General features: G+C 70.8%; 17 protein-coding genes. 10 read left to right on the top strand and 7 right to left on the bottom strand.

Features of this window, described 5'->3' with window-relative positions:
• Positions 1 to 48 precede the first annotated feature (48 nt).
• Positions 49 to 3,579, bottom strand: a complete 3,531-nt coding sequence (gene metH / locus SGFS_RS44620; protein ID WP_286258188.1) for a methionine synthase — start codon at positions 3,577 to 3,579, stop codon at positions 49 to 51.
• A gap of 431 nt (positions 3,580 to 4,010) precedes the next feature.
• On the opposite strand from metH, the gene SGFS_RS44615 reads away from it, so the two are divergent.
• From SGFS_RS44615 to SGFS_RS44595, 5 genes are all read left to right on the top strand, one after another.
• A complete protein-coding gene (locus tag SGFS_RS44615; protein WP_286258187.1) occupies positions 4,011 to 4,775 on the top strand; it encodes an IclR family transcriptional regulator in 765 nt (254 codons plus the stop codon).
• Positions 4,776 to 5,104: 329 nt separating this feature from the next.
• Entirely contained in the window at positions 5,105 to 5,905 is an 801-nt protein-coding gene (locus tag SGFS_RS44610; RefSeq protein WP_286258186.1) for an MIP/aquaporin family protein, read from the top strand.
• Positions 5,906 to 5,991: 86 nt separating this feature from the next.
• A complete protein-coding gene (glpK, locus tag SGFS_RS44605; RefSeq protein WP_286258185.1) occupies positions 5,992 to 7,530 on the top strand; it encodes a glycerol kinase GlpK in 1,539 nt (512 codons plus the stop codon).
• 54 nt (positions 7,531 to 7,584) lie between these two features.
• Complete coding sequence (locus SGFS_RS44600) at positions 7,585 to 9,201, top strand: glycerol-3-phosphate dehydrogenase/oxidase (protein ID WP_286258184.1); 1,617 nt, start codon at positions 7,585 to 7,587, stop codon at positions 9,199 to 9,201.
• A gap of 149 nt (positions 9,202 to 9,350) precedes the next feature.
• A complete protein-coding gene (locus SGFS_RS44595; protein WP_286258183.1) occupies positions 9,351 to 11,240 on the top strand; it encodes an AMP-binding protein in 1,890 nt (629 codons plus the stop codon).
• Positions 11,241 to 11,280: 40 nt separating this feature from the next.
• On the opposite strand, the gene SGFS_RS51570 is transcribed toward SGFS_RS44595, so the two are convergent.
• From SGFS_RS51570 to SGFS_RS44570, 5 genes are all read right to left on the bottom strand, one after another.
• A complete protein-coding gene (locus tag SGFS_RS51570; RefSeq protein WP_350284055.1) occupies positions 11,281 to 12,999 on the bottom strand; it encodes a GNAT family N-acetyltransferase in 1,719 nt (572 codons plus the stop codon).
• 88 nt (positions 13,000 to 13,087) lie between these two features.
• Positions 13,088 to 14,260 (bottom strand): S-methyl-5-thioribose kinase, encoded by a 1,173-nt coding sequence (mtnK, locus tag SGFS_RS44585; RefSeq protein WP_286258182.1) that lies wholly within the window; start codon positions 14,258 to 14,260, stop codon positions 13,088 to 13,090.
• Between the two features lie 15 nt (positions 14,261 to 14,275).
• A complete protein-coding gene (locus SGFS_RS44580) occupies positions 14,276 to 15,337 on the bottom strand; it encodes an ABC transporter permease (protein WP_286258181.1) in 1,062 nt (353 codons plus the stop codon).
• Positions 15,338 to 15,396: 59 nt separating this feature from the next.
• Positions 15,397 to 16,929, bottom strand: coding sequence for a sugar ABC transporter ATP-binding protein (locus SGFS_RS44575; RefSeq protein WP_286258180.1), 1,533 nt, complete (start codon positions 16,927 to 16,929; stop codon positions 15,397 to 15,399).
• Positions 16,916 to 18,025: a substrate-binding domain-containing protein gene (locus SGFS_RS44570; RefSeq protein ID WP_286258179.1), complete on the bottom strand. Its 1,110-nt coding sequence runs from the start codon at positions 18,023 to 18,025 to the stop codon at positions 16,916 to 16,918. The genes SGFS_RS44575 and SGFS_RS44570 overlap by 14 nt, the downstream gene beginning before the upstream one ends.
• Before the next feature lie 575 nt (positions 18,026 to 18,600).
• Between SGFS_RS44570 and SGFS_RS44565 the strand changes: the two genes are divergently transcribed.
• The 3 genes from SGFS_RS44565 to mtnB are packed head-to-tail and all read left to right on the top strand — an operon-like array spanning position 18,601 to position 20,527.
• On the top strand, positions 18,601 to 19,200 hold the full coding sequence (locus SGFS_RS44565; RefSeq protein ID WP_286258178.1) for a 1,2-dihydroxy-3-keto-5-methylthiopentene dioxygenase: 600 nt from the start codon (positions 18,601 to 18,603) through the stop codon (positions 19,198 to 19,200).
• Positions 19,197 to 19,922, top strand: coding sequence for an acireductone synthase (gene mtnC, locus SGFS_RS44560; protein ID WP_286258177.1), 726 nt, complete (start codon positions 19,197 to 19,199; stop codon positions 19,920 to 19,922). Before SGFS_RS44565 ends, mtnC begins: the two co-directional genes overlap by 4 nt.
• A complete protein-coding gene (gene mtnB, locus SGFS_RS44555) occupies positions 19,919 to 20,527 on the top strand; it encodes a methylthioribulose 1-phosphate dehydratase (RefSeq protein ID WP_286258176.1) in 609 nt (202 codons plus the stop codon). The genes mtnC and mtnB overlap by 4 nt, the downstream gene beginning before the upstream one ends.
• Positions 20,528 to 20,586: 59 nt before the next feature.
• Here the strand turns inward: mtnB and mtnA are convergent, their stop codons facing one another.
• Positions 20,587 to 21,618, bottom strand: coding sequence for an S-methyl-5-thioribose-1-phosphate isomerase (gene mtnA / locus SGFS_RS44550; RefSeq protein ID WP_286258174.1), 1,032 nt, complete (start codon positions 21,616 to 21,618; stop codon positions 20,587 to 20,589).
• A 358-nt stretch (positions 21,619 to 21,976) separates the two neighbouring features.
• Between mtnA and SGFS_RS44545 the strand changes: the two genes are divergently transcribed.
• Together SGFS_RS44545 and SGFS_RS44540 are read left to right on the top strand one after the other, a co-directional pair.
• Complete coding sequence (locus SGFS_RS44545; protein ID WP_286258173.1) at positions 21,977 to 23,050, top strand: BMP family ABC transporter substrate-binding protein; 1,074 nt, start codon at positions 21,977 to 21,979, stop codon at positions 23,048 to 23,050.
• Positions 23,031 to 24,587: an ABC transporter ATP-binding protein gene (locus tag SGFS_RS44540; protein ID WP_286258171.1), complete on the top strand. Its 1,557-nt coding sequence runs from the start codon at positions 23,031 to 23,033 to the stop codon at positions 24,585 to 24,587. The genes SGFS_RS44545 and SGFS_RS44540 overlap by 20 nt, the downstream gene beginning before the upstream one ends.
• Positions 24,588 to 24,590 lie beyond the last annotated feature (3 nt).

Here is a 24,590-nt window from a genome sequence, read left to right as displayed (position 1 = left end):
GCGCGGGAACCCGGCGATCGGGTGACGCACCGGCCTGCAAGCGGAGCGCTACCGCGCGTTGAAGTACTTCGCCTCGGGATGGTGGATCACGATCGCGTCCGTGGACTGCTCGGGGTGGAGCTGGAACTCCTCCGAGAGCTGGACGCCGATGCGCTCGGGCTCCAGGAGCTCGGCGATCTTGGCGCGGTCCTCCAGATTCGGGCAGGCGCCGTAGCCGAGGGAGAAGCGGGCGCCGCGGTACTTGAGGTCGAACATGTCCTCGATGGCGGCCGGGTCCTCTCCCCCGAAGCCCAGTTCGGCGCGGACCCGGGCGTGCCAGTACTCGGCGAGAGCCTCGGCCAACTGCACGGACAGGCCGTGGAGTTCGAGGTAGTCGCGGTAGGCGTTGGACTCGAAGAGCCGTGCAGTGCGCTCACCGATCCGAGAGCCGACGGTGACGACCTGGAGGCCGACCACGTCGGTCTCGCCGGACTCCTCCGGGCGGAAGAAGTCGGCCAGGCAGAGCCGGCGGCCACGGCGCTGGCGCGGGAAGGAGAAGCGCGTGCGTTCGTTGCCGCGCTCGTCCAGGATGATCAGATCGTCGTCCTTGGAGACGCACGGGAAGTAGCCGTGGACGACGGCCGCTTCGAGCAGGTTCTCCGTCTGGAGGGTGTCCAGGAGGCCGCGCAGGCGCGGGCGGCCCTCGGTCTCGACGAGTTCCTCGTACGTCGGGCCGTCGCCGGTGCGGGCCTGCTTCAGGCCCCACTGGCCCTTGAACAGCGCGCCCTCGTCGAGCCAGGTCGCGTACTCCTTGAGCTGGATGCCCTTGATGACGCGGGTGCCCCAGAAGGGCGGCTCGGGGATCCGGTTGTCGGTGGCGACGTCGGAGCGGACGTGGCCCTCCTCCGGGCGCTCCTCGACCGCTGTGGCCGCGGCCGTCGCCCGTACCCGGCGCTGCTTGAGCTCGGGCAGCTTGGCGCCGGGCACGCCGCGCTTGACGCCGATGAGGGCGTCCATGAGGCGCAGGCCCTCGAAGGCGTCGCGGGCGTAGCGGACCTCGCCCTCGTAGATCTCGTGCAGGTCCTGCTCGACGTACGCCCGGGTCAGGGCGGCGCCGCCGAGGATGACCGGGTAGTCGGCGGCCATGCCGCGCTGGTTCAGCTCCTCCAGGTTCTCCTTCATGATCACCGTGGACTTGACCAGGAGCCCGGACATGCCGATGACGTCGGCCCGGTGTTCCTGGGCGGCGTCGAGGATCGCGGAGACCGGCTGCTTGATGCCGAGGTTGACGACGTTGTAGCCGTTGTTGGACAGGATGATGTCGACGAGGTTCTTGCCGATGTCGTGGACGTCGCCGCGGACGGTCGCGAGGACGATCGTGCCCTTGCCCTCGGCGTCCGACTTCTCCATGTGCGGTTCGAGATAGGCCACCGCGGACTTCATGACCTCGGCGGACTGGAGCACGAACGGCAGCTGCATCTGGCCGGAGCCGAAGAGCTCGCCGACGACCTTCATGCCGTCCAGCAGGATCTCGTTGACGATGTCCAGGGCGGGGCGGTCCTGGAGCGCGTCCTCGAGGTCCGCTTCCAGGCCGTTCTTCTCGCCGTCGATGATGCGGCGCTTGAGGCGCTCCTCCAGCGGGAGGGCGGCCAGTTCCTCGGCCTTGCCCGCCTTCAGCGACTTGGCGGTGGCGCCCTCGAACAGCGCCATGAGCTTCTGGAGCGGGTCGTAGCCCTCGCGGCGGCGGTCGTAGACGAGGTCGAGGGCGGTGGTGACCTGCTCCTCGTCGAAGCGGGCGATCGGCAGGATCTTGGAGGCGTGGACGATCGCCGAGTCGAGGCCCGCCTTCACGCACTCGTCCAGGAAGACGGAGTTGAGCAGGATGCGGGCGGCCGGGTTGAGGCCGAAGGAGATGTTCGACAGGCCGAGGGTGGTCTGGACGTCCGGGTGACGGCGCTTCAGCTCGCGGATCGCCTCGATCGTCGCGATGCCGTCCCCCCGGGACTCCTCCTGGCCGGTGCAGATGGTGAAGGTCAGGGTGTCGATGAGGATGTCCGACTCGTGGATGCCCCAGTTGCCGGTGAGGTCGTCGATCAGCCGTTCGGCGATCTCGACCTTCTTCTCCGGGGTGCGGGCCTGGCCCTCCTCGTCGATGGTCAGCGCGATCAGCGCGGCGCCGTGCTCCTGCGCCAGCCTGGTGACCTTGGCGAAGCGGGACTCGGGGCCGTCGCCGTCCTCGTAGTTGACGGAGTTGATGACGGCCCGGCCGCCGAGCTTCTCCAACCCGGCCTGGATGACTTCGACTTCGGTGGAGTCGAGGACGATGGGGAGGGTGGAGGCGGTGGCGAAGCGGCCGGCGAGTTCGTCCATGTCGGCGACGCCGTCGCGGCCCACGTAGTCGACGCACAGGTCGAGCATGTGGGCGCCCTCGCGGATCTGGTCGCGGGCCATCTCCACACAGTCGTCCCAGCGGCCCTCCAGCATGGCCTCGCGGAACTTCTTCGAGCCGTTGGCGTTCGTGCGCTCGCCGATGGCCATGTACGCGGTGTCCTGGCGGAACGGAACCGTCTGGTAGAGGGAGGCGGCGCCGGGCTCGGGGCGCGGGCTGCGCTCGCGCGGGGTGAGGTCCCGGACGCGGTCGACGACCTGACGCAGGTGCTCGGGGGTGGTGCCGCAACAGCCGCCGATGAGGGAGAGGCCGTAGTCCTGGACGAAGTTCTCCTGCGCGTCGGCCAGTCCCTCGGGGCCGAGCGGGAAGTGGGCGCCGTCCCGGGTGAGGATGGGCAGGCCGGCGTTCGGCATGCACAGCAGGGGGGTGCGGGAGTGGCGGGCCAGATAGCGGAGGTGCTCGCTCATCTCGGCGGGGCCCGTCGAACAGTTCAGGCCGATCATGTCGATCCCGAGCGGTTCGAGGGCGGTGAGCGCGGCGCCGATCTCGGAGCCCAGGAGCATCGTGCCGGTCGTCTCGAACGCCATCGAGACCAACAGGGGGACCTCGATGCCGATGGCCTCCATGGCGCGCCGGGCACCGAGGACGGAGGACTTCGTCTGGAGGAGGTCCTGGGTGGTCTCCACGATGAGGGCGTCGGCACCGCCGGCGAGCAGGCCCTCGGCGTTCGCCTGGAAGCCGTCGCGGAGCGTGGTGTAGCCGATGTGGCCGAGGGTCGGCAGCTTCGTACCGGGGCCGATCGAGCCCAGCACCCAGCGCTGGCGGCCGTCGCGGGCGCCGAACTCGTCGGCCGTCTCGCGGGCGAGGCGGGCGCCGGCCTCGGACAGCTCGTACACGCGGTCGGCGATGTCGTACTCGGCCATCGCCGAGTGGTTGGCGCCGAAGGTGTTGGTCTCGACGCAGTCGACGCCGACCTCGAAGTACGCCTCGTGGACGGAGCGCACGATGTCGGGGCGGGTGAGATTCAGGATCTCGTTGCAGCCCTCGAGGTTCTCGAAGTCCTCCAGGGTGGGGTCCTGGGCCTGGAGCATGGTGCCCATCGCGCCGTCGGCGACCACCACACGGGTGGCTAGCGCGTGACGCAGTGCGTCCGATCGGGTCCGGGCCTCGGCGGCTGCGGACGTAGGGGACGGGTTCGGCGACGAGGCCATGAAGGTGCTCCCTGGAGTGCGACGGCTGTCGGCTTTGCGCTTCCCTCGGAAGGCGCACGCGGCCAGCGTAGCCCGGAGCACGGCCGAAGGTCAGGGGCGTCCACGGGACGGACTGGCGTCGCGCCGACGGCGACGTGCGGTTTACTCCGACGACGCGCGTACGACGAAGGCACGGCGCGCGGGCCGCACGAACACGGTGTGCGTACGGCGGACGGGTGGCCTACCTGCGGCATTCGGGCGCGGGAGGCCGCTGTACGAACGTCGTGCGTGTGCCGCGCGTAGGTCACAGGGACCGGCGCGCGAGGCCGCGTGGCCGAAAAGGTGCTGACCGCTATTGGCGGCGGGTCGACAACGACCGGTAGTGTTCGACATTGCCGAACGCTGTCACTCCATTCGCGTACGGCGGTCGAGGGGACGGAGGCAGGACGGCGATGGCACGGAACATCCAGTCGCTCGAACGGGCGGCCGCGATGCTGCGGCTGCTCGCGGGCGGCGAGCGACGGCTCGGCCTCTCGGACATCGCCTCGTCGTTGGGCCTCGCCAAGGGCACGGCCCACGGCATACTGCGCACGCTCCAGCAGGAGGGCTTCGTCGAACAGGACGACGCCTCCGGGCGCTATCAGCTGGGCGCCGAGCTGTTGCGGCTCGGCACCACCTATCTCGATGTGCACGAGCTGCGCGCGCGGGCGCTGGTGTGGACGGACGACCTGGCCCGGGCCAGCGGCGAGAGCGTCTATCTGGGTGTGCTACACCAGCAGGGCGTACTGATCGTGCACCACGTCTTCCGGCCCGACGACAGCCGCCAGGTCCTGGAGATAGGGGCCATGCAGCCGCTGCACTCCACCGCCCTGGGCAAGGTCCTGTCGGCGTACGACCCGGTGGCGCACAGCGAGGTGCTGGAGGGCGAGCGCAAGGCGTTCACCGAGCGGACCATCTGCGAACAGGACGACTTCGAGGGTGTCCTCGACCTCACCCGGGCGCGCGGCTACGCGGCCGACGTCGAGGAGACCTGGGAGGGCGTCGCGTCGATCGCCGCACCCATCCACGACCGGCGGCGCATGCCCGTCGGCGCGGTCGGCATCGCCGGCGCCGTGGAGCGGCTCTGTCGCGACGGCGAGATCCGCGCCGAGCTGATCGCCTCCGTGCGGGACTGCGCCCGCGCCGTCTCGCGCGACCTGGGGGCCGGGCGGTTCTGACCCCACCCTGTGACGTCGGCGAAGGCCGGGATGCCCTGGGCGTCCCGGCCTTCGCCGTATGCCCACGCGGACACACCTGCCAGCCGCCTCAAGATCGATAGCTCACAGCAATCAATAACGATCGCGTTTTCGATAACCGAACCCTTGACGAGCCACTCGCGCCACAGCGAGACTCGCGTCCATCGGTCGGCATTGTCGAACACCTACCGGCAATACGCGCTAGAGTGTGACGACGCCAAGGGCCGACCCAGCTCTCACCCGAGGGCGCGGACCCCCGGACAGGGACCCGGGATCCGCAATCCCCTGGACGAAGGACAAAGGAGTCGCGGGTGTCCAGCTCCGACATCTTCATCGGCGAGACCATCGGTACCGCCATACTCATCCTGCTCGGCGGTGGCGTGTGCGCCGCCGTCACGCTGAAGGCCTCCAAGGCTCGTAACGCCGGTTGGCTCGCCATCACCTTCGGGTGGGGTTTTGCCGTTCTCACGGCCGTCTACACCTCCGCGCCGCTCTCCGGCGCGCATCTGAACCCGGCCGTCACCCTCGCCCTCGCGCTGAAGAAGAACGGCATCGAGTGGAGCCAGGTCCCCGTCTACTGGGGCGGGCAGATGCTCGGCGCGATGATCGGTGCCGCTCTGGTCTGGGTCGCCTACTACGGCCAGTTCCACGCGCACCTCACCGACAAGGAGATCGTCGGCGATCCGGCCGCGAAGGGCGCCAAGGCCAAGTCCGTCGAGGCCCGGGAGGCCGGCGCCGGCCCCGTGCTCGGCATCTTCTCGACCGGCCCCGAGATCCGGAACGCGGTGCAGAACATCGCCACGGAGGTCCTCGGCACCGTCGTGCTCGTCCTGGCGGTCCTGACCCAGGGTCTGAACGGCGAGGGCAAGGGCCTCGGCACCCTCGGCGCCCTGATCACCGCGTTCGTGGTGGTCTCGATCGGTCTGTCCCTCGGTGGCCCGACCGGTTACGCGATCAACCCGGCCCGTGACCTCGGTCCGCGTATCGTCCACGCCCTTCTGCCACTGCCCAACAAGGGCGGCTCCGACTGGGGCTACGCGTGGATCCCGGTGGTCGCGCCGCTGATCGGCGCCGCCGCCGCCGCAGGCATCTACAACGTCGCATTCGTCTGAGAGCACATCGAGCCGCTGTTTCGCGAAACGCTCGGCACGCGCCGTACGTACAGCCCGTTGACCAGTTGACCTTTCAGGAGCACACCGTGACCGACGCCCACACCGCCGGCCCGTTCATCGCCGCCATCGACCAGGGCACCACCTCCAGCCGCTGCATCGTCTTCGACCGCGACGGGCGCATCGTCTCCGTCGACCAGAAGGAGCACGAGCAGATCTTCCCGAAGCCGGGCTGGGTCGAGCACAACGCGAACGAGATCTGGACCAACGTCCAGGAAGTCGTCGCCGGAGCCATCCAGAAGGCCGGCATCACCCGTGACGACATCAAGGCCATCGGCATCACCAACCAGCGCGAGACCACGCTGCTCTGGGACAAGAACACCGGTGAGCCCGTCCACAACGCCATCGTCTGGCAGGACACCCGCACCGACGCGCTCTGCAAGGAGCTCGGCCGCAACGTCGGGCAGGACCGTTTCCGTCGCGAGACCGGTCTGCCGCTGGCGAGCTACTTCGCCGGTCCGAAGGCCCGCTGGCTGCTGGACAACGTCGAGGGCCTGCGCGAGCGCGCCGAGGCCGGCGACATCCTCTTCGGCACCATGGACTCCTGGGTCATCTGGAACCTGACGGGCGGTGTCAACGGCGGCCACCACGTCACCGACGTCACCAACGCCTCCCGCACCCTCCTGATGAACCTGCACACCCTCCAGTGGGACGAGAAGATCGCCGAGTCCATCGGCGTCCCGCTGTCGATGCTCCCGGAGATCCGTTCCTCCGCCGAGGTGTACGGCGAGATCACCGGCGGCAAGCTCGGTGACCTGCTCGGCGGCATCCCGGTCGCGTCCGCGCTCGGCGACCAGCAGGCGGCCCTGTTCGGCCAGACCTGTTTCGCCGAGGGCGAGGCCAAGTCGACGTACGGCACCGGCACGTTCATGCTGATGAACACGGGCGAGAAGATCATCAACTCGTACTCCGGCCTGCTGACGACCGTCGGCTACCGCATCGGTGACCAGGCGCCGGTGTACGCGCTGGAGGGCTCGATCGCCGTCACCGGTTCGCTGGTGCAGTGGATGCGCGACCAGATGGGGCTCATCTCCACGGCCGCCGAGATCGAGACGCTCGCGCTCTCGGTCGAGGACAACGGCGGCGCGTACTTCGTGCCGGCCTTCTCCGGTCTGTTCGCCCCGTACTGGCGCTCCGACGCCCGCGGTGTGATCGCCGGTCTGACCCGGTACGTCACCAAGGCGCACCTCGCCCGTGCCGTCCTGGAGGCCACCGCCTGGCAGACCCGTGAGATCACCGACGCCATGACCAAGGACTCGGGCGTCGAGCTCGCGGCCCTCAAGGTCGACGGCGGCATGACCTCCAACAACCTGCTGATGCAGACCCTCTCGGACTTCCTCGACGCCCCCGTGGTGCGCCCGATGGTCGCCGAGACGACCTGCCTCGGCGCCGCCTACGCCGCCGGTCTCGCCGTCGGCTTCTGGACCAACACCGACGACCTGCGCGCCAACTGGCGTCGGGCCGCCGAGTGGACCCCCCGTATGGACGCGGACACCCGCGACCGTGAGTACAAGAGCTGGCTCAAGGCCGTCGAGCGGACCATGGGCTGGATCGAGGACGAGAGCTGAGCAGGAGCGCGCGATGGCTCCGACCCCGGCTCTGATGAGGAGTAAGAACCCGACATGACCAGTCAGTCCACCCTGCAGACCCTGCCTGCCCTGGGGACGCGCCCGGCGTCCGGCTCGAACCCGAGCCGTGCCGAGACCCGGGAACAGCTCTCCAAGGCGTCGTACGACCTTCTCGTGATCGGCGGCGGCATCCTGGGCATCTCCACCGCCTGGCACGCCGCGCAGTCCGGGCTCAGGGTGGCGCTGGTCGACGCCGGTGACTTCGCCGGCGCCACCTCCTCCGCCTCATCCAAGCTGCTCCACGGCGGTCTGCGCTATCTGCAGACCGGCGCGGTGAGGCTGGTGGCGGAGAACCACTTCGAGCGCCGTGCGGTCTCCCGCCAGGTGGCCCCCCACCTGGCGAATCCGCTCACGTTCTACCTCCCCGTGTACAAGGGCGGGCCGCACGGCGCGGCGAAGCTCGGGGCGGGCGTCTTCGCCTACTCCGCGCTGTCGGCGTTCGGTGACGGCGTGGGCCACCTGCTCTCCCCGGCGAAGGCCGCGCAGGACGTGCCCGAGCTGCGCACCCACAATCTCAAGGCCGTGGCCGTGTACGGCGACGACCAGATGAACGACTCCCGGATGGCCCTGATGACGGTCCGCGCGGCCGTCGAGTCGGGTGCCGTCGTCCTGAACCACGCCGAGGTCACGGGGCTGCGGTTCACCAAGGGCCGGGTGACGGGCGCCGAGCTGCGCGACCGGCTCTCCGGCGACGAGTTCGGGGTCAGCGCCCGGCTGGTGCTGAACGCGACCGGTCCGTGGGTCGACCACCTCCGCAAGATGGAGAACCCGAACGCGGCTCCCTCCATCCGCCTCTCCAAGGGCGCGCACCTGGTGCTGAAGCGGACGGCTCCGTGGAAGGCCGCGCTCGCCACCCCCATCGACAAGTACCGCATCACCTTCGCCCTCCCCTGGGAGGACATGCTGCTGCTCGGTACGACGGACGAGGTCTACGAGGGCGACCCGGCGGACGTCGCGGTCAACGACAAGGACATAGCCCAGATCCTGGACGAGGCCGCGTTCTCCATCCGGGACCAGCAGCTCGACCGTGACCTGATCACGTACGCCTTCGCGGGTCTGCGGGTGCTGCCGGGTGGTCCCGGTGACACCGCCAAGGCCAAGCGGGAGACGGTCGTCACCGAGGGCCGGGGCGGCATGCTGTCCGTCGCGGGCGGCAAGTGGACGACCTTCCGGCACATCGGCCGCACGGTCATGAAGAAGCTGGAGGCGCTGCCCGGCCACCCGCTGGGCGAGGACTTCGAGCCGGTCTCCACGCTGCCGAAGAGGCTGCCGCTGCCGGGTGTCGCCAACCCGCGCGCTGTCGCCCACCGATTGCTGGTGGACCGTCCGGCGCCGGGCCCCCGTATGGGTGCCGACACCGCGCGGCACCTGGCCACGCACTACGGTTCGCTGGCCTTCGACATCGCCCGTCTCGCCAACGAGAACCCCGAGCTGGGCGAGCGCGTCCACCCGGACGCCCCGGAGATATGGGCGCAGGTCGTCTACGCCCGTGACACCGAGTGGGCCGAGACGGTCGACGACGTGCTGCGGCGCCGGACGACGCTGACGATACGGGGGCTGGCGACGGACGAGATCCGGGCGAAGACGCAGGATCTGCTCGACAAGAAGTAACCGGGTTTCGGTGCCGGCCCCTCCCCCCTGACCGGTCGGCACCGCGCGGAAGGGGCGGCTCCATCGCCGAGTTCGGTGAGGAGCCGCCCTTTCTGTATACCGTCAGATCATCTTCCGGCATCGCGTGCTCTCTGGGACGATCAACGGTTATGAACGGGGCAGAACTTCACAGGTTGTTCGAGAAATGGGCACGGGAGACTCCGCACCGTCCCGCGGTGGTCACCCGAGGGGACCGGGTCACCTACGGGACACTGGACGTTCGGGCCAACCGGCTGGCCCGCCATCTGCTGCACCGGGGGCTCGGCCCCGGTGACACCGTGGCCGTGTGCCTCTCCCGGCTGCCGGATCTGCTCATCGCCGTGGTCGGCGTGCTCAAGGCGGGCGGGGCCTTCGCCATGGTCGACCCGCACCAGCCGACCGGGGAGATCGGGCGGTGGCTGGAGCGGGCGGAGGCCGGCACCGTACTGACGTACGAGCAGTTCAGGCCGGGCGTCGACGACGGCACCGGCCGGCGCGTCGTCTGTCTGGACGCCGACGCCGACCTCATCGACGCCCACTCCCCCGAGCCTCCTTCCGCACCCTGCGGGCCCACGGCCGCGGTGCTGTTCACGGCCGGCACGACGGGTCGGGCGCGGCCCGTCGACACGGCACACCGGCGGCTGCGTGCCGCCTACGGGTCCTGGGCCGAGGTGTTCGGTCTGCGGCCCTCCGACGTCCATCTGGTGACCGCGCCGACCGACACCGCCGCCTTCGCCTACGGCTGGATACGGGCGCTGTGCTCCGGTGGCACCCTGGTGCTGCCGGAGGGCGAGATCGGGCCGACGCTGTGGGGTCAGTCCTTCGCCGAGGGCGTCACGGTGCTCGACACCGACCCGCTCACGGCCCGTCTGCTGCTCGACGGATCCGCGCCGCCCGCGGGGCTGCGTCTGGTGACGGTCGGCGGGGAACGGCTCTTCCTCGACGAACAGTCACGGCTCCAGGAGCGGATGGCACCGGGGGGACGGCTGCTCAATGTGTACGGGCCCGTGGAGGTCGCGGGCTGCGGCACCTGGTCGGAGACGGACCGGCTGTCCGGCGCGGTGGCGGGGGCCGGACGGGTGAGTCTGCTGGGCCGCCCGTTCCCCGGGTGCCGGGTCGAGGTCCGCAAGGGCCAGATCTGGCTGACGCCCCCCGGCGGCGTCGCCGGCGGTGACGCGCTGCCCACCGGTGACGCCGGCACGCTGGGGGAGGACGGGCTGCTGCGGTTCGCCGGCCGGCTGGCGCACCGGGTCACCCTCCGCGGCCGTACGGTCGATCCGTACCCGGCCGAGGCCGCGCTGGCCACCCATCCCGGGATACGGGAGGCCGCGATCAGCGTCGTGGACGACGACCAGCTGGTCGCCTACGTCGTGCCCGGGACCGCCACCGCCGCTCCGGGCGCCGAGACGGTGCGTACCCATCTGACGGGTGTGGTGCCGGACTCCGAGATCCCGGTGTCCGTGGTGAACATGGGCGCCCTGCCGCGCAACCGGGCCGGGAAGGTCGACCGGCGTCTGCTGCCGCTGCCCGCGCGGCGCGGGGCGTACGGCGGGAAGGGCGGCAAGGGCAGGGGAGAGCCGGGCCACCCGGAGGCCGCTCTCAGGGTGACGGGGTGCGCGATGCTGGTCATGGGCCTGCCGTTGGCCGCGTTGTTCACCGATGTGTTCTGGCCGGGCTCCACGGACCTCACCCTCGTTCCCACGCCGTGGTCGTGGCTCTTCCGCGGTCTGTACCTCGCGGAGCTCCTGGCCTTCTGTCTGGGCCTCGCCTTCCTGTTCACCGGGCGCTCGCTGATGCGCCGTCAGGGCCGCTCGGCCGGACTGACGACGGCGGCGCATCTGGCCGTCGTCTGGCTGCTGGTGTCCTGGTGGCCGCAGGACAACTTCTACCGGCTCGCCGCGAAGAACGACTGGGAGCGGCAGGCGGCGCTGGTGTACACCTTCAACGTGCCGTTGATGATCGCGGCGGCGGTGGTGGCGGTGTTCGTGACGCGGAGCCCCGCGCCCGCGGACACGGAGTGAACCCCGGCCCCGCGGCCGAGACATGATCGGTCACGAGGGCCTACGAGAGGAACATCCGCCCGGTGTCCTGGGCCGCGGCGCGCACCAACGCCTCGGCGGCGTCCAGGCGTTCACGGGCGTGCGCGGCCAGGACTACGCCGACACGGGGGGCCGGTTCGAAGGCGGCGGTGGGGATCGAGGGCACCAGGACGGCGTCGATCCCGGCGCACCGCCTCGCCGTCTCCCGCAGGAAGGCGGACAGTTCGGGGCCGGGCAGGCGGGCGCCGAGCGGGACGTGGTCGACGGTGCGGACGAGGTGGTCGCCCCCTCGGATCCCGTCGAGCCGGGCCTTGACCATGAAGGCGACGGACGGGCCGGTCATCCGGAGGTTGATCTCGGTGGGTGCCGGGCGGCCGTCGGAGCCGGTCACGAAGTCGACGTCGAACCACCCCCGGTAACCGCTCGCGGCGACCTGTTCCCCCACGGCCCTGCCGAAGCGCGCCATGGTCTCGGCGAGCGGTGGCGGCACGACACCGGGGCCGACGGTGGCGCCCTGGTAGGCGGTGCCCTCGACGTCCATGACGGCGACACCCACCTCGTGCACCCGGCCTTCCGCGTCCACCAGTCCGTCGTAGGTCAGGTCCCGGGGGTCGGTCGTCCCGGAGACGAACTCCTCCAGGAGCAGGGGCCCGCGCGGCAGCGGCGACGCCCTGAAGCCGTGGTTCCGGATCACCCAGGTACCGGATCCCCCGGCGCCGTGTTCGGTCTTCACGACGGTGGCCCGCCCCGCGCGGCCGCGCTTCCTGAGCAGTCGCGCCGCCGCGCGCCGGGTGTCCGCCCGCCACTGCTCGGGCACTCTGATCCCCGGGTGGTCCGGTGCGAGCCGGGTGAACAGCTCGTGCGCGGCCCGCTTGGACTCGTACCGCAGAGCGTCGGGGCCCGGTGACTCGCCGGCGAGTTCGGCGAAGGCTCCGGTGCGGCCCCACGGCAGGAGGGGCAGGCCGAGGGAGTTCAACCGCTCGGCGAGCGCGGGGCGCGACAGGACGGCCCGGCTGAGATCACCGCCCGCCCGCTCCCTCGACAGGCCGTCGTACACCTCCACGGGTCCCCAGCCCAGGACGCCGCCGACCAGGTCGATCCAGTCGGGCGGCACCTCCCGGGGCAGGATCAGCGCGGCCGGGTGGGGCGAGATGAAGGCCGCCAGGCAGGAGTAGTGCGCGGCCTCGGTGGAGGCGGGGCCGAACTGGGACTGGAATTCGGCGACGTTGCCGAGGTGGATCGCGCGACGGCCCTGCGTCCAGGCGTGCGTCCAGCCGTCGCCCGGGGTCGTGAAGAGCACTTCGAGGAGCGGCAGTTCACGTCCCTCGATCGAACCCGAGACGGTGTCTTCCCCGGGTCGGGCGCCCATCCGGCGGTAGAACGGCTCCGCGTTCGGGTCCGACTCGATGGTGACCCGAGTGAACCCGAGCTCGCGGGCGGCTGCCATCACATGGGAGTACAGTGCGCGGCCCACCCCGCGGCCGATGGCGTGGGGCTCGACGAAGCAGAGGCCCAGTCGGCCGTGCGGAGCCGTGCCCTCCAGGGAGGCGGCGCCGAGCATCCCGAGATCCTCGTCCTCGGCGACCACGATCCGGCGGCCGTCGATCTCGTCCGCCCGGATGGTGAGTTCCTCCCGGCATGCCTCCAGGAACGTCGCGTCGTACCCCCAGTACGCCTTCGAGCGCACGACCAGTTCGGTCAACGCCGTCGCCTCTGCGGCACGCGCGGGTCTGATCCGCACCTCCACGCTGTCCCCCTGTCGCCGGATCGTGTGATCAGACTAGGACGTGGGCGCGGAGGCCTAGGCAAGCGATGCCTTCCGACACATCTCAGGCGAGCGGGGCCACAACCGCCCGTACGTCGTCCACCGTCGTCAACTCCTCACGACGGACGATGAGTTCGCGACCCAGGAGCAGTGCGCGGCGGGACGCCGGGACCGGGTCCTGGAGGGTCGTCAGGTCCGTCAGGTGGGCGAAGCCGATGATGCGGCGGACGAGTTCCGTGCCGGCGAAGCCCAGGGACTCGGTCCAGACGCGGCGAAGGAAGCGGTCGAGGTAGGCGTCGTCGAAGAAGGTGTCGACGCGGGTGGGCCACAGGCGGCGGAACTCGCTCTCGAAGGCCTCCCAGGAGAGGCGGAGTTGGTCGCCGTGGTCGGTGAGGGTCCCCAGGGCGCGGGCCCGCTCCTCCGAGACCAGCGCGTTGGCCCAGTACAGGCCGAGGTCGAAGCCGATGGGTCCGACGAAGGAGAACTCGGGGTCGAAGACGCGTACGACGTGGGCGCCTTGACGTTCGCCGACCATGACGCTGCCGGAGTGCAGGTCGCCGTGGAGGAGGGCCTGCGCGCTGGTCATGAAGACATGGCGGAGGTCGGCGACCTCGGTGCGCAGCCGGGCGTCGGCGCGGAACTCCGCCGCCAGGTCGTCCAGGCCCGGGTGCCAGTGGTTGTGTTCGTGCTCGATGTACGGCTCGGAGAGGACGACGTCCTCGGTGATCTTGCACAGCTCCGGGTTGACCGAGGCGGCGAGCAGTGCCTTGCGGTCTGCGGACGCCATGCCGAAGTCGCTGGTGGCGAAGGAGAGGCGGGCGACGAGGCGGCCGATCTGGGCTGAGGTGTGCGGGCCGTAGGCGGCGCCCTCGTTGAGGAGGGTGCGCAGGACCTCCAGGTCGGAGAGGTCCTCCATGACGAGGGCGTAGTTCTCGGGGTCGTAGCCGTGGATGCCGGGGATCTCGTCGGGGGCGACCTTGGCGAGTTGCTCGTACGCGCGGGCCTCGGCGTCGGCGCGCTCGGGGCTCAGCGGCCAGGACGGGCCGGCGACACGGACCCAGGGCAGGGCCTGCTTGAGGGCGAGGCTGCGGGTGCCGGCGGCGTTCGTGGCGAGGAAGACGCGGTTGACGTTGCCGTCCGACACCTCGCGGACGGTGATGTCGTCCAGGTCCTCCCAGTGGCCCCGCTCGCGCAGGTACGCGGGGATGTCGTCGGTCTCCAGGATGCGGTAGCCCATGGTCGGTGAACTCCCTTATGCGGTGCGGCGCTTGGACAACGTGAAGCTGAAGACCAGGGCGAGGATGAGGACCGCGCCCTCGACGACGTCCTGGGTGTAGTACGGCAGGCCCTTGATGGTGAGGCCCGTGGTGATGATGCCGATGAGGACGGCGCCGAGGGCCGTGCCCCAGACGTTCGGGCGGCCCCGGCCTAGGACCGAGGTGCCGACCAGGGCCACCGCGACCGCCTCCAGCAGCTGGGAGGTTCCGGCGCTCACATCTCCCTGGCCGATGCGGGACGCCAGGATCAGGCCGCCGATGGAGGCGAGGACGCCGGAGAGGACGTACGCCAGGGCCCGGTACGCGCCGACGCGGATGCCGGCGAGGCGGGAGGCCTCGGGGTTGGCGCCGATCGCGTAGAAGACGCGGCCCCAGCGGGTGCGGGCCAGGAAGACCCAGGCGGCGACCGTGAGCGCGCCGAAGACGAGTACCGAGATCGGGATGCCGAGGACCGTGCCCCGGTCGATCTTCAGGAAGCCGGCGGTGAACCTGCCGGGGGCCGTGGTGCCGTCCTCCAGGGTCATGCCGGGGGTGATCGACTGGCCGTCCACGAGGATCAGCTTGGTGCCCTGGATGACGAACATGGTGCCGAGGGTGGCCAGCATGTCCGGGATCTTCATCACCACGATCAGCAGGGCGTTGAGGAGGCCCGCGAGGGCGCCCGCCACGAGGACCGCGACGATGGCGACCGTGCCGATCTGGTTGTGGACGACCATCGTCTGGGCGGCGACCGAGACGCCGAGCCCGGCGACCGCGCCGACGGACATGTCCATTCCGCCGACGGCCATGGTGAGGGTGACGCCGAGGCCGAGGATCGCGGCGACGGAGACGTACCGGAGGGTGTCGAGGAGGGTCGCCGACTCGCGGAAGGAGCCCTCGCTCAGCGCGAAGTACGCGAAGAGCGCGACCGTGACGAAGATGAAGCCGTACTTGATGACGGCGTTCTGGACGCGCACGGCCGTGGTGGCGCTCGCGGTCGCGGCGGCGGCCGGGGCCGATGCCCTTCCGGGGACCTCGGTGCTCTTGCTGGTGGTCATGGGTGCTTCCTCGGACTTCCTGGTCCTGGTCCTGGGGTTTCCTCGGGGGCGGGCCGGGGTCACACGGACGCCGAGATGGTCTGGATGACGCGGTCGCGCTCCGCGTCCTCGCCGTAGGCGTCGAGGTGGATCTCACCGGCGGCGAGTACGACGACCCGGTCGGCGACCTCCAGGACCTCGTCGACGTCGGCGGACAGGACGAGCACGGCGGCGCCCTCGGCGGCGAGCGCGCGGGCGCGGCGGCCGATGTCGCGCCGGGCACCGATGTCCACGCCTCGGAACGGCTCGTCCAGGATGAGGACACGGGGGGTCTCGGCGAGCCAGCGGCCGACGACGACCTTCTGCTGGTTGCCGCCGGACAGCTCCTCGACGGTGCTGTGCTCGTCGCGGGTGACGACCCCGAGGGCGTCGATGGTGTCCCGGCCGAGGGTGTTCTCCCTGGCGGTGGTCACCAGGCCCAGCCGGGAGAGGGACTTCAGGAACGGCAAAGAGATGTTCCGGGCCACCGACCAGCCGGGCACGAGGGCGTCGGCGTGCCGGTCCTCGGGGACGAGGTGGACGCCGCCCCGGATGGCGTCGGCGGGGCGGCGGGGCGTGTACGGCCTGCCGTCCAGCTCGACCGCGCCGGTGGTGAAGGGCTCGGCGCCGAAGAGGCCTCGGGCCAGCTCGGTCTTGCCGGCGCCCAACAGGCCCACGACGCCGGTGACTTCACCGGTGTGGATGTCCAGGTCGAGCGGGGTGCGGCCCTCGAAGAGGCGTACGCCTTTCAAGGACAGTACGACGTCTCCCTGGTCGCCCTCCCGGACCGGGCGGGCGGTGGTCGCCTCCTGGGCCTGGGCGAGCATCGCGCGCAGGGCCGCGTCCCAGTCGAAGGGGCGGGCCTGGTCCTCGGTGAGACGGCCGTCTCGCAAAACGACCAGACGGTCGGCCAGGGCGTCGATCTCGCCGAGGCGGTGGGAGACGTAGAGGACGGCGATGCCGTCGTCCCGCATCCTCTCGACGAGCGCGAACAGGCGCTCGGCCTCGGCGGCGGAGAGCGCGGAGGTCGGCTCGTCGAGGATCAGCAGCCGGGGGCGGGTGGCGAGGGCCCGGGCCAGGATCAGCAACTGGCGGTCGGAGATGCCGAGTTCGGTGACGTCCTGCTTGAGGACGGCGTCGCTCCAGTCGAGGCCGAGGCCGGCCTGGATCTCGCGGGCGCGGGCCAGCAGCCTGCTCCCGTTGAGGAAGGGGTTGCCGCGGCTCTGCGCCAGTTCCTCGAAGACGAGGTTCTCGGCGACGGTGAGCCCGGGGACGACGCCCTCGCTGATGCGCTGATGGACCGTCTGGATGCCCAACTGCCGGGCGGCGAGGGGGGATTGGAGGGACGCTGGGGAGCCGTCCACCAGGACCTCGCCGCCGTGGTCGGCATGCACTCCGGACAGGATCTTGATCAGCGTGGACTTGCCGGCCCCGTTGGCGCCGAGCAGCGCGACCACGCTGCCCGGCGCGATGTCCAGCGAGACGGAGGCGAGCACCGTCTTGCCGCCGAAGGCCTTGCTGACGTCCCGGAGGCTGACAGCCGCCTTCGAGGGAGCGATGTCAGTGGGCGACATTCGAGATCCAGTCGGCGGTCGAGACCTGCGACAGGTTCAGCGCGGGCAGCGCCGTCCGCAGCTGGTCCATGTTCTCGATCTTCTTCTCGCGCAGGAAGTCCTGGGTGATGGCGACGGCCGGGAACTCGACGGAGTCCTTGTTCAGCTGACCGGCCAGCTCCAGTGCGGTCGTACGGACCACGGCGGCGCCCACCGCCGACGGGTCGGTGCCCGCCGTGGCGACCCACGGGCTGCCCTTGGCGGTGATGGCCTGGATGTCGGCGTTGGAGACGTCGGCGCCGAAGACCTTCACCTTGTCCTGGAGCTTCTTGTTCTGCACCGCGAGGACCGTGCCCTTGGCCAGCTCGTCGTAGGGGGCGAAGACGCCCGCCACGTCGGAGTGCTGGGTCAGCGCGGCGGAGACCAGGGGAACGTTGTCAGTGGCTGTGGAGTCGGTGACCTTGCCGACCTTGAACTCCTGCTTCCAGCCCTGCGCGTCGACCGTCGACTTCCAGACAGTGTCGCGCTTGTCGAGGGCCGCGTAGCCGGCGACGTTGACGTAACCGACCTTGGCGTCCTTGCCGACCTCCTTCGCCATCACGTCGAGGACGGCCTGGGCCATGCTCGCGTCGTCCTGCTTGGTGGAGACGACGCCCTTGGTGTCGGTCTCGACGTCGTAGACGACGACCTTGATGCCCTTCTTCACGGCCTTGTCGATCTCCGGCTGGATGGTCGCCGGGAAGCCGTGGTCGATGATGATCGCCTGCGCGCCGGAGTTGATGGCCGAGGACAGGTCGGTGGCCTGCTTGGCGTTGTCCGCCTGGGCGTCGTACACGGTCAGGTCGATGCCGAGGGCCTTGGCCTGGGCCTTCGCCCCGTTGCCCCACTGCTCGAAGTAGTCGCCGGCGCCGCTCTGTCGCACCAGGGCGACCTTGACCGTGCCCTTGCTGAAGGGGGCGGGCTTCTTGCCGGTGGCGGCGGAGGCCTTGGCGGAGGTGTCGCCGGAGTCCTTGGACGCGTCGGTCGACTGGGAGCAGGCCGACAGCAGCAGGGCCGAGGCGGAGGCCAGGGAGAGCGCGGCGAGGGGGAAGCGGGTACGAAGGGACGAGCGGGACATTGCGGCTCCAGGTGGCGCGATGGTGCAGAAAAGGAAAGGGGAAGCAGGGCGCGTGAACCCGGAGCAGGGGACGGAAATGAGCCACCGAGGGGCGGCGGGCAACGCCCGCTGAACGGGGGCGCGTCGGAGCTCCGGGAGGGGTCAGCGACAGCTGGCTGTGGTCGACCGGAGCAAGTCCACGTACAGCCGCCGCACGAGCAGCAGCGTCTTCATACGCAGATCATGAGAACGATTTCAGCCATCCGTCAAAGAAATGGACATCGAATCTCAGAATGCGAGACGACGATTACGTCACATGCGCTGGACACCTGGCGAATACACCGGCTGGAGTTACCATCACGGGACCGGCACCCGACCCGGCACAGTGAGGCCCCGATGACGACACCACGCGCGACAGCGCCGCGCATGCCCCGCATGCGTCGCTGTACCGGCGCCCTGTGTCGTGGCTGACCCGCTGTCAGCCGCTCCGCCCGCAGCCTCCCCCTTGCTCGAATTCCTCGAAGCTCACCCCCTCCGCCCGCCCGGTGCTGGTCTCAGCAACCGGACATCCCTTCCAGACTCATGGAGTTGTTCTCATGACCCTGCTGACCACCTGGCCCGAGTCCGGACCGGAGACCCTGGTGCGTCGTACCTCCGACCCGGTCGAGATCGCGGCCGCCCTGGCGCCGCTCGGGGTGCGCTACGAGCAGTGGCCGGTCCGTGAGGACGTGCCGTTCGACGCGGACAGCGAGACCGTGTTCGCCGCGTACGGCCCGGAGATCGAGCGGCTCAACGCCGAGGAGGGCTTCACGACGGTCGACGTCCTCGGGCTGCACCCGAGCGACGACCCGGAGTTCCCGGTGAAGGCGAAGGCGGCCCGCGAGAAGTTCCTGCAGGAGCACACGCACGACGACGATGACGAGGTCCGCTTCTTCGTCTCCGGCTCCGGCATCTTCTATCTGCACGTCAACGGCGAGGTGCACGCCGTCTACTGCGAGAAGGGCGACCTGCTGGGCGTGCCGCGCGGCACCACGCACTGGTTCGACATGGGCACCAACCCGTCGTTCACCGCGATCCGCTTCTTCCACGAGGAGGACGGCTGGATCGGCAACTTCACCGGCTCGACGATCGCCTCCCGCTTCCCGGACTACGACACGATCGACGCCGGCTACCAGCAGGACGAGGCAGCGGTGTGAGCCAGGCCTTCGACATCGACTCCGTGGTGCTCGACATCGAGGGCACCACGAGCGCCACGGGGTTCGTCGTGGACGTGCTCTACCCGTACTCCCGCTCCCGTTTCGGAGCACTGCTCTCGGAGCGGAGCGGTGATCCGGAGGTGGCGCGGGCGGTCGCGCAGGTACGCCAGGAGATCGGCGAACCGGACGCCGACAACGTTCGCATCGAGAAGGCCCTCAACGCCTGGCTCGACGAGGACCGCAAGGCGACCCCGCTGAAGACCCTGCAGGGCGTCATCTGGTCCGAGGGCTTCGCCCGCGGCGACCTCGTCTCCCATTTCTACGACGACGTCCTCCCGGCCCTGCGCGCCTGGCACGCGGCGGGTGTACGCCTCCACGTGTACTCCTCCGGTTCCGTGGCCGCCCAGCGCGCCTGGTTCCGGTCGAGCCCCGAAGGCGACCTGCTGCCACTGGTCGAGGGCCTGTACGACACCGAGAACGCGGGGCCCAAGCAGGAGGCCGCGTCGTACCGCACGATCGCGGAGGCGCTCGACCTCGCCGCGACCCCCGACCGGATCCTCTTCCTCTCCGACCGCCCCGGCGAGCTGGACGCGGCGCGCGAGGCAGGCTGGCACGCCGTCGGCATCCGGCGGCCCGGGGAGCCGTACTACGAGCAAGGCGTCGGCGACCACGCGCAGGCGGGGACGTTCGACGGGATCACCATCACGAGGAGCACCGCATGACCACCGAGATCTCGACGCTGGACCTGGAGGAGGCGGGCGCCGTACTGGCAGCCGAGTCGGCCCGTTTCGCCTCCTTCGGCTGGATGCGCGGCACCTCGGGGAACCTGTCGGTGGTGCTGTCCAGGGACCCGCTGCGGCTGGCGGTCACCGCGAGCGGCCACGACAAGGGCGAACTGACGCCCGCGGACGTCGTGCTGGTGGACGGGAACGGGGCGGCCGTGCGGGGCGGCAAGCCGTCCGCGGAGGCGGAGCTGCACGCGCGGGTCGCCGCGCTGACCGGCGCCGGAGCCGTGGTCCATGTCCACACGGTGGCTTCGGTCGCGATGGGCCGCCGCGAGCCCGGCGGCATCGTCTTCAAGGACCTGGAGATGCTCAAGGGCGTCGGCCAGCCCGCCCACGACGTCGAGGTCACGCTGCCCGTCATCGCCAACAGCCAGGACATGAAGGTGCTGGGCGACCGTCTGGAGGCGGCCCGGAACCCGCGGATGCCCGCGGTGGTCGTGGCCGGACACGGGCTGTACGTATGGGGCGCCGACCCCCGCCAGGCCCGGCACCACACCGAAGTGGTGGAGTGGCTGCTGGAGTTGGAACTCAGCCAGCGCTGACGGAACGTCAAACAGCAGTGGCCCGGCGGGAAACCGCCGGGCCACTGCGCTGTGCTCCTCTACTTCAGGCGCTCCCCCGGCAGTTCTCCCGCCGACACCTCCAGCACGCCCCGCTCGGTCACCAGCCCCGTCACCAACCGCCCGGGCGTGACGTCGAACGCCGGGTTGTGTCCGCGCGACCCGGCCGGAGCGGTCCGTACGCCGCCCCACTCCAACACCTCGTCCTCGCCCCGGAGTTCGATGTGGATGTCCGTGCCCGAAGCCGTCGCGAGGTCCACCGTGGTCGTGGGGGCGGCGACGACGAAGGGGATTCCGGCGTCGGCGCAGGCCAGCGCGACGCCCACCGTGCCGACCTTGTTCGCCGTGTCGCCGTTCGCCGCGATGCGGTCCGCGCCCACGATCGCCGCGTCGACCTCGCCGCGCAGAATGGTCCCGGCCGCGGCCCCGTCCGCCTGGACGTAGTGCGGGATGCCCTCCTGCAGCAACTCCCAGGCGGTCAGGCGTGATCCCTGGAGCAGCGGGCGGGTCTCGTCGGCGTAGACGACCTCGATCCGGCCCCTCGCGTGCAGTTCGCGGATGACGCCGAGTGCCGTGCCCCATCCGGCGGTTGCCAGGGCTCCCGTGTTGCAGTGGGTCAGCACGCGCAGCGGCCGGTCCACGCCCACCCGCTTCAGCAGCCAGTCCGCGCCGAACGCGCCCATCGCCCGGTTCGCCTCGACGTCCTCGCGCTGTACGGCGGCGGCCTCGGCCAGCACGGCTTCCAGGCCCTCCCCGAAGCGGGTCATCACGCGGTCCACGCACACCATCAGGTTCACCGCCGTCGGCCGGGCTTCGCGGATCCGGGCCACCGCCGCGCGCACCTCGTCCACCGACCAGCCCTCGCGCTCGCCCTGGAGCAGCGCGAGCGCCACGCCGTACGCCCCGGCCGCGCCGATCGCCGGCGCGCCGCGCACCACGAGGCGCTGGATGGCGTCGACCAGGGCGTCCACATCGTGGATCCCGATCGTCTCGGTGCGATGCGGAAGCACCGTCTGGTCGATGAGCGCGAGGCTGTTCCCGGTCCAGTCCACGGCGCGCAGTTCCTGGGGCATTGCGGGGCACTCCTGGTGTTCCGAAGGTGCCCGACACCGTACATGACCTCGGGGAATCGAGCTGAACCACAGTTCGAGACGATCGGACGTACGCCCTGAGAGCGGTGTTACAGTCCAGCACCATCCGCAGCCCCAGGCCGATGTGAAGGAGGATCCGTGCTGCTCACCATGCGCCGTTTCCTCGACCACGGCCGCTGCGCGAGCGACGGCTGTCGCCGCTGATCGGCGGGTCACCGCCGAATCAGCCATCAGCGCCCCATCGCTGCGAACTCCCCCACGCCGCTTCACCTCCCTCCCCAGGGCTCGCCGACGATGTCGGGCCCGGCCCCGCCGCACCCTGACGGAAGGTCGTCCCCCGATGTCCAGCGCCCGTACGCGTATCCGCAGATCCCGCCGCACGCTCCAGCTCGCCGCCCTCGCCACCGGTACCGCCCTGCTGGCCACGGCCTGCAACGCCGCCGCGAAGAAGGACGACAACGCGTCGGACGGCGCGAGCGGTGCCGGCGGCAAGAGCTTCACTCTCGTCACCCCGGACGCCGTCGGCCAGAACGAGTTCCTGAAGGCCGCGGTCACCGGTGTGCAGGCGGCGGCGAAGGCGCACGACGGGTCGCAGAAGGTCTACGAGTCCACGGACACCGCCTCGCAGCAGCAGAACGTGCAGGCCGCGGTGGACGCGAAGCCGGATGTGATCGTGCTGGTGGGCTTCGAGTTCGCGGATCTGGTCGCGCAGCAGGCCGAGGCCCACCCGAAGCAGCAGTTCCTGATCGTGGACGCGTGCACGGAGAAGACGTATCAGAACGTCTCATGCGCGGTGTTCCGTGAGCACGAGGGCGTGTTCCTCGCGGGCGCGGAGGCGGGCCTGCTGAGCGAGAGCGGCAAGGTGGGGGCGGTGGACGTGCTCGACACGCCCCAGTTCCGCCGCTTCAGCGACCCGTTCGCGGCCGGTGCCAAGCATGTCGCCGCCAAGACCGAGACGTCGACCCGGTTCGTCGGCGGGCAGTCCCCGTTCGACGACTCGGCGCGCGCCAAGGAGCAGGCGAACTCCCTGCTCGCCAAGGGCTACGACCAGATCATGGCGGCCGCCGCGGCGGGCAACTACGGCGTGTTCGAGGCGGCGAAGGCCAAGGGCGCGTTCGCGTACGGCGTCGACGTCAACCAGTGCCCGGCGGCGCCGGGCACGGTCGTCGACAACGTCGTCAAGCGCACGGACGTGGCCGTGGAGAAGGGCATCGAGCAGGTCCTCGACGGCAAGGCGGGCACGGTGTCGTACGGCCTGAAGGAGGGTGGCATCAGCCTCACGGGCCTGGAGGACGGCGTGGCGTCGTCGAAGTGCGTCATCGCCGAGCACGAGGACGTCCTGAAGAAGGTCGAGGCGCTGCGCGACCAGATCGTGTCCGGAGAGCTGAAGGTCGATGACCCCGCGGCCGCGTGACGAGGTGACGGGGGCCGAAGCGGCCCCCGCCGTCGAACTGCTCGGCATCACCAAGCGTTTCCCCGGCACCCTCGCCAACGACTCCGTCGACCTGACCGTCCGCCCCGGCGAGATCCACGCCCTGATGGGCGAGAACGGCGCCGGCAAGTCCACGCTCATGTCGGTCCTGTACGGCATGGAGCGCCCGGACGCCGGCACGATCCGCGTCGACGGACGTGAGGTCTCCTTCGCCGGGCCCGCCGACGCGATGGCCGCCGGGCTCGGCATGGTCCACCAGAGCTTCAAGCTGTTCGACTCGCTCACGGTCGCCGAGAACGTGGTGTACGCCGCCGAGCCGCGCCGCTTCGGCCTGCTGGACCGGGCCGCGGCCCGCCGCCGGGTGCGCGAACTCGGCGCGGAGCACGGCCTGGTCGTCGATCCGGACGCCCGCGTCGGCGACCTGCCGGTCGGCCTGCGCCAGCGCGTGGAGATCCTCAAGCTCCTCCACCGCGGCGCCCGCACGCTCATCCTCGACGAGCCGACCGCCGTGCTGACGCCCGCCGAGGCCGACGCGCTGTTCGCGGTCCTCAAGTCGCTTGCCGCCGAGGGCCGTACGGTGATCCTTGTCACGCACAAGCTGCGCGAGGTGCTGGAGGGCAGCGACAACGTGACCGTCCTGCGGGACGGCCGGGTCGTGGCCCGGCTGCGCACGGCCGACACGACCGCCGACAGGATCGCCGCGGCGATGACCGGCCGCGCGGTGGAGTTGGACCGGATCCACCCGCCCGGCGCTCCGGGCGAGGCGGTCCTGGAGGTGGCGGGCCTCACCTCCGACGGCGTCCACGGCGTCGGCCTCACCGTCCGCGCGGGCGAGATCGTCGGCATCGCGGGCGTCGCCGGGAACGGACAGAGCGAGCTGGTCGAAGCGTTGGCCGGGCTGCGCCCGGTGGCCTCGGGCCGGGTCCGGCTGCGCGGTTCGGACGTCACCCACGCCTCGGCGGCCGAACGGCGCGCCCGGGGCCTCGCGTATGTGCCGGAGGACCGGCACGCGGTGGGTACGGCACCAGCGGCGTCCGTGGCGGAGAACCTCGCGATGGGCCACCACCGCACCGCGCTGTCGTCCCGGTCGCGGCTCGGGCTGCTCCCGCCCACCGCCGTACGGGAGCACGCGCGGCGGCTGATCGAGCGCTTCGGCATCAAGGCCGCCGGTCCGGACGTGCCCGCGTCGGCGCTCTCCGGCGGCAATCTGCAGAAGCTGCTCATCGGCCGCGAACTCGCCCACGAGGCACCGCTGTTGCTCGTCGAGCAGCCCACGCGCGGTGTCGACATCGGCGCCATCCAGAACATCCACGACCAGCTGATCGCCCACCGCGACGCCGGCCACGCCGTTTTGCTCGTCTCCGCCGAACTGAGCGAGATCCGGGGCCTCGCGGACCGGGTGCTCGTCATGTACGAGGGCCGGGTGACGGCGTCGTACGACAAGGCCGAGGCCGACGAGAGCGTGCTGGGGCTGGCGATGGCGGGCGGCGGCACGACGTCGGCAGAGGCCCAGGACTGACAT

The organism is Streptomyces graminofaciens, assembly GCF_030294945.1.
GTDB classification, from domain to species: domain Bacteria; phylum Actinomycetota; class Actinomycetes; order Streptomycetales; family Streptomycetaceae; genus Streptomyces; species Streptomyces graminofaciens.
Note: the sequence above shows the minus strand (reverse complement) of the source record. Positions and strands in the feature narration are given on the sequence as shown.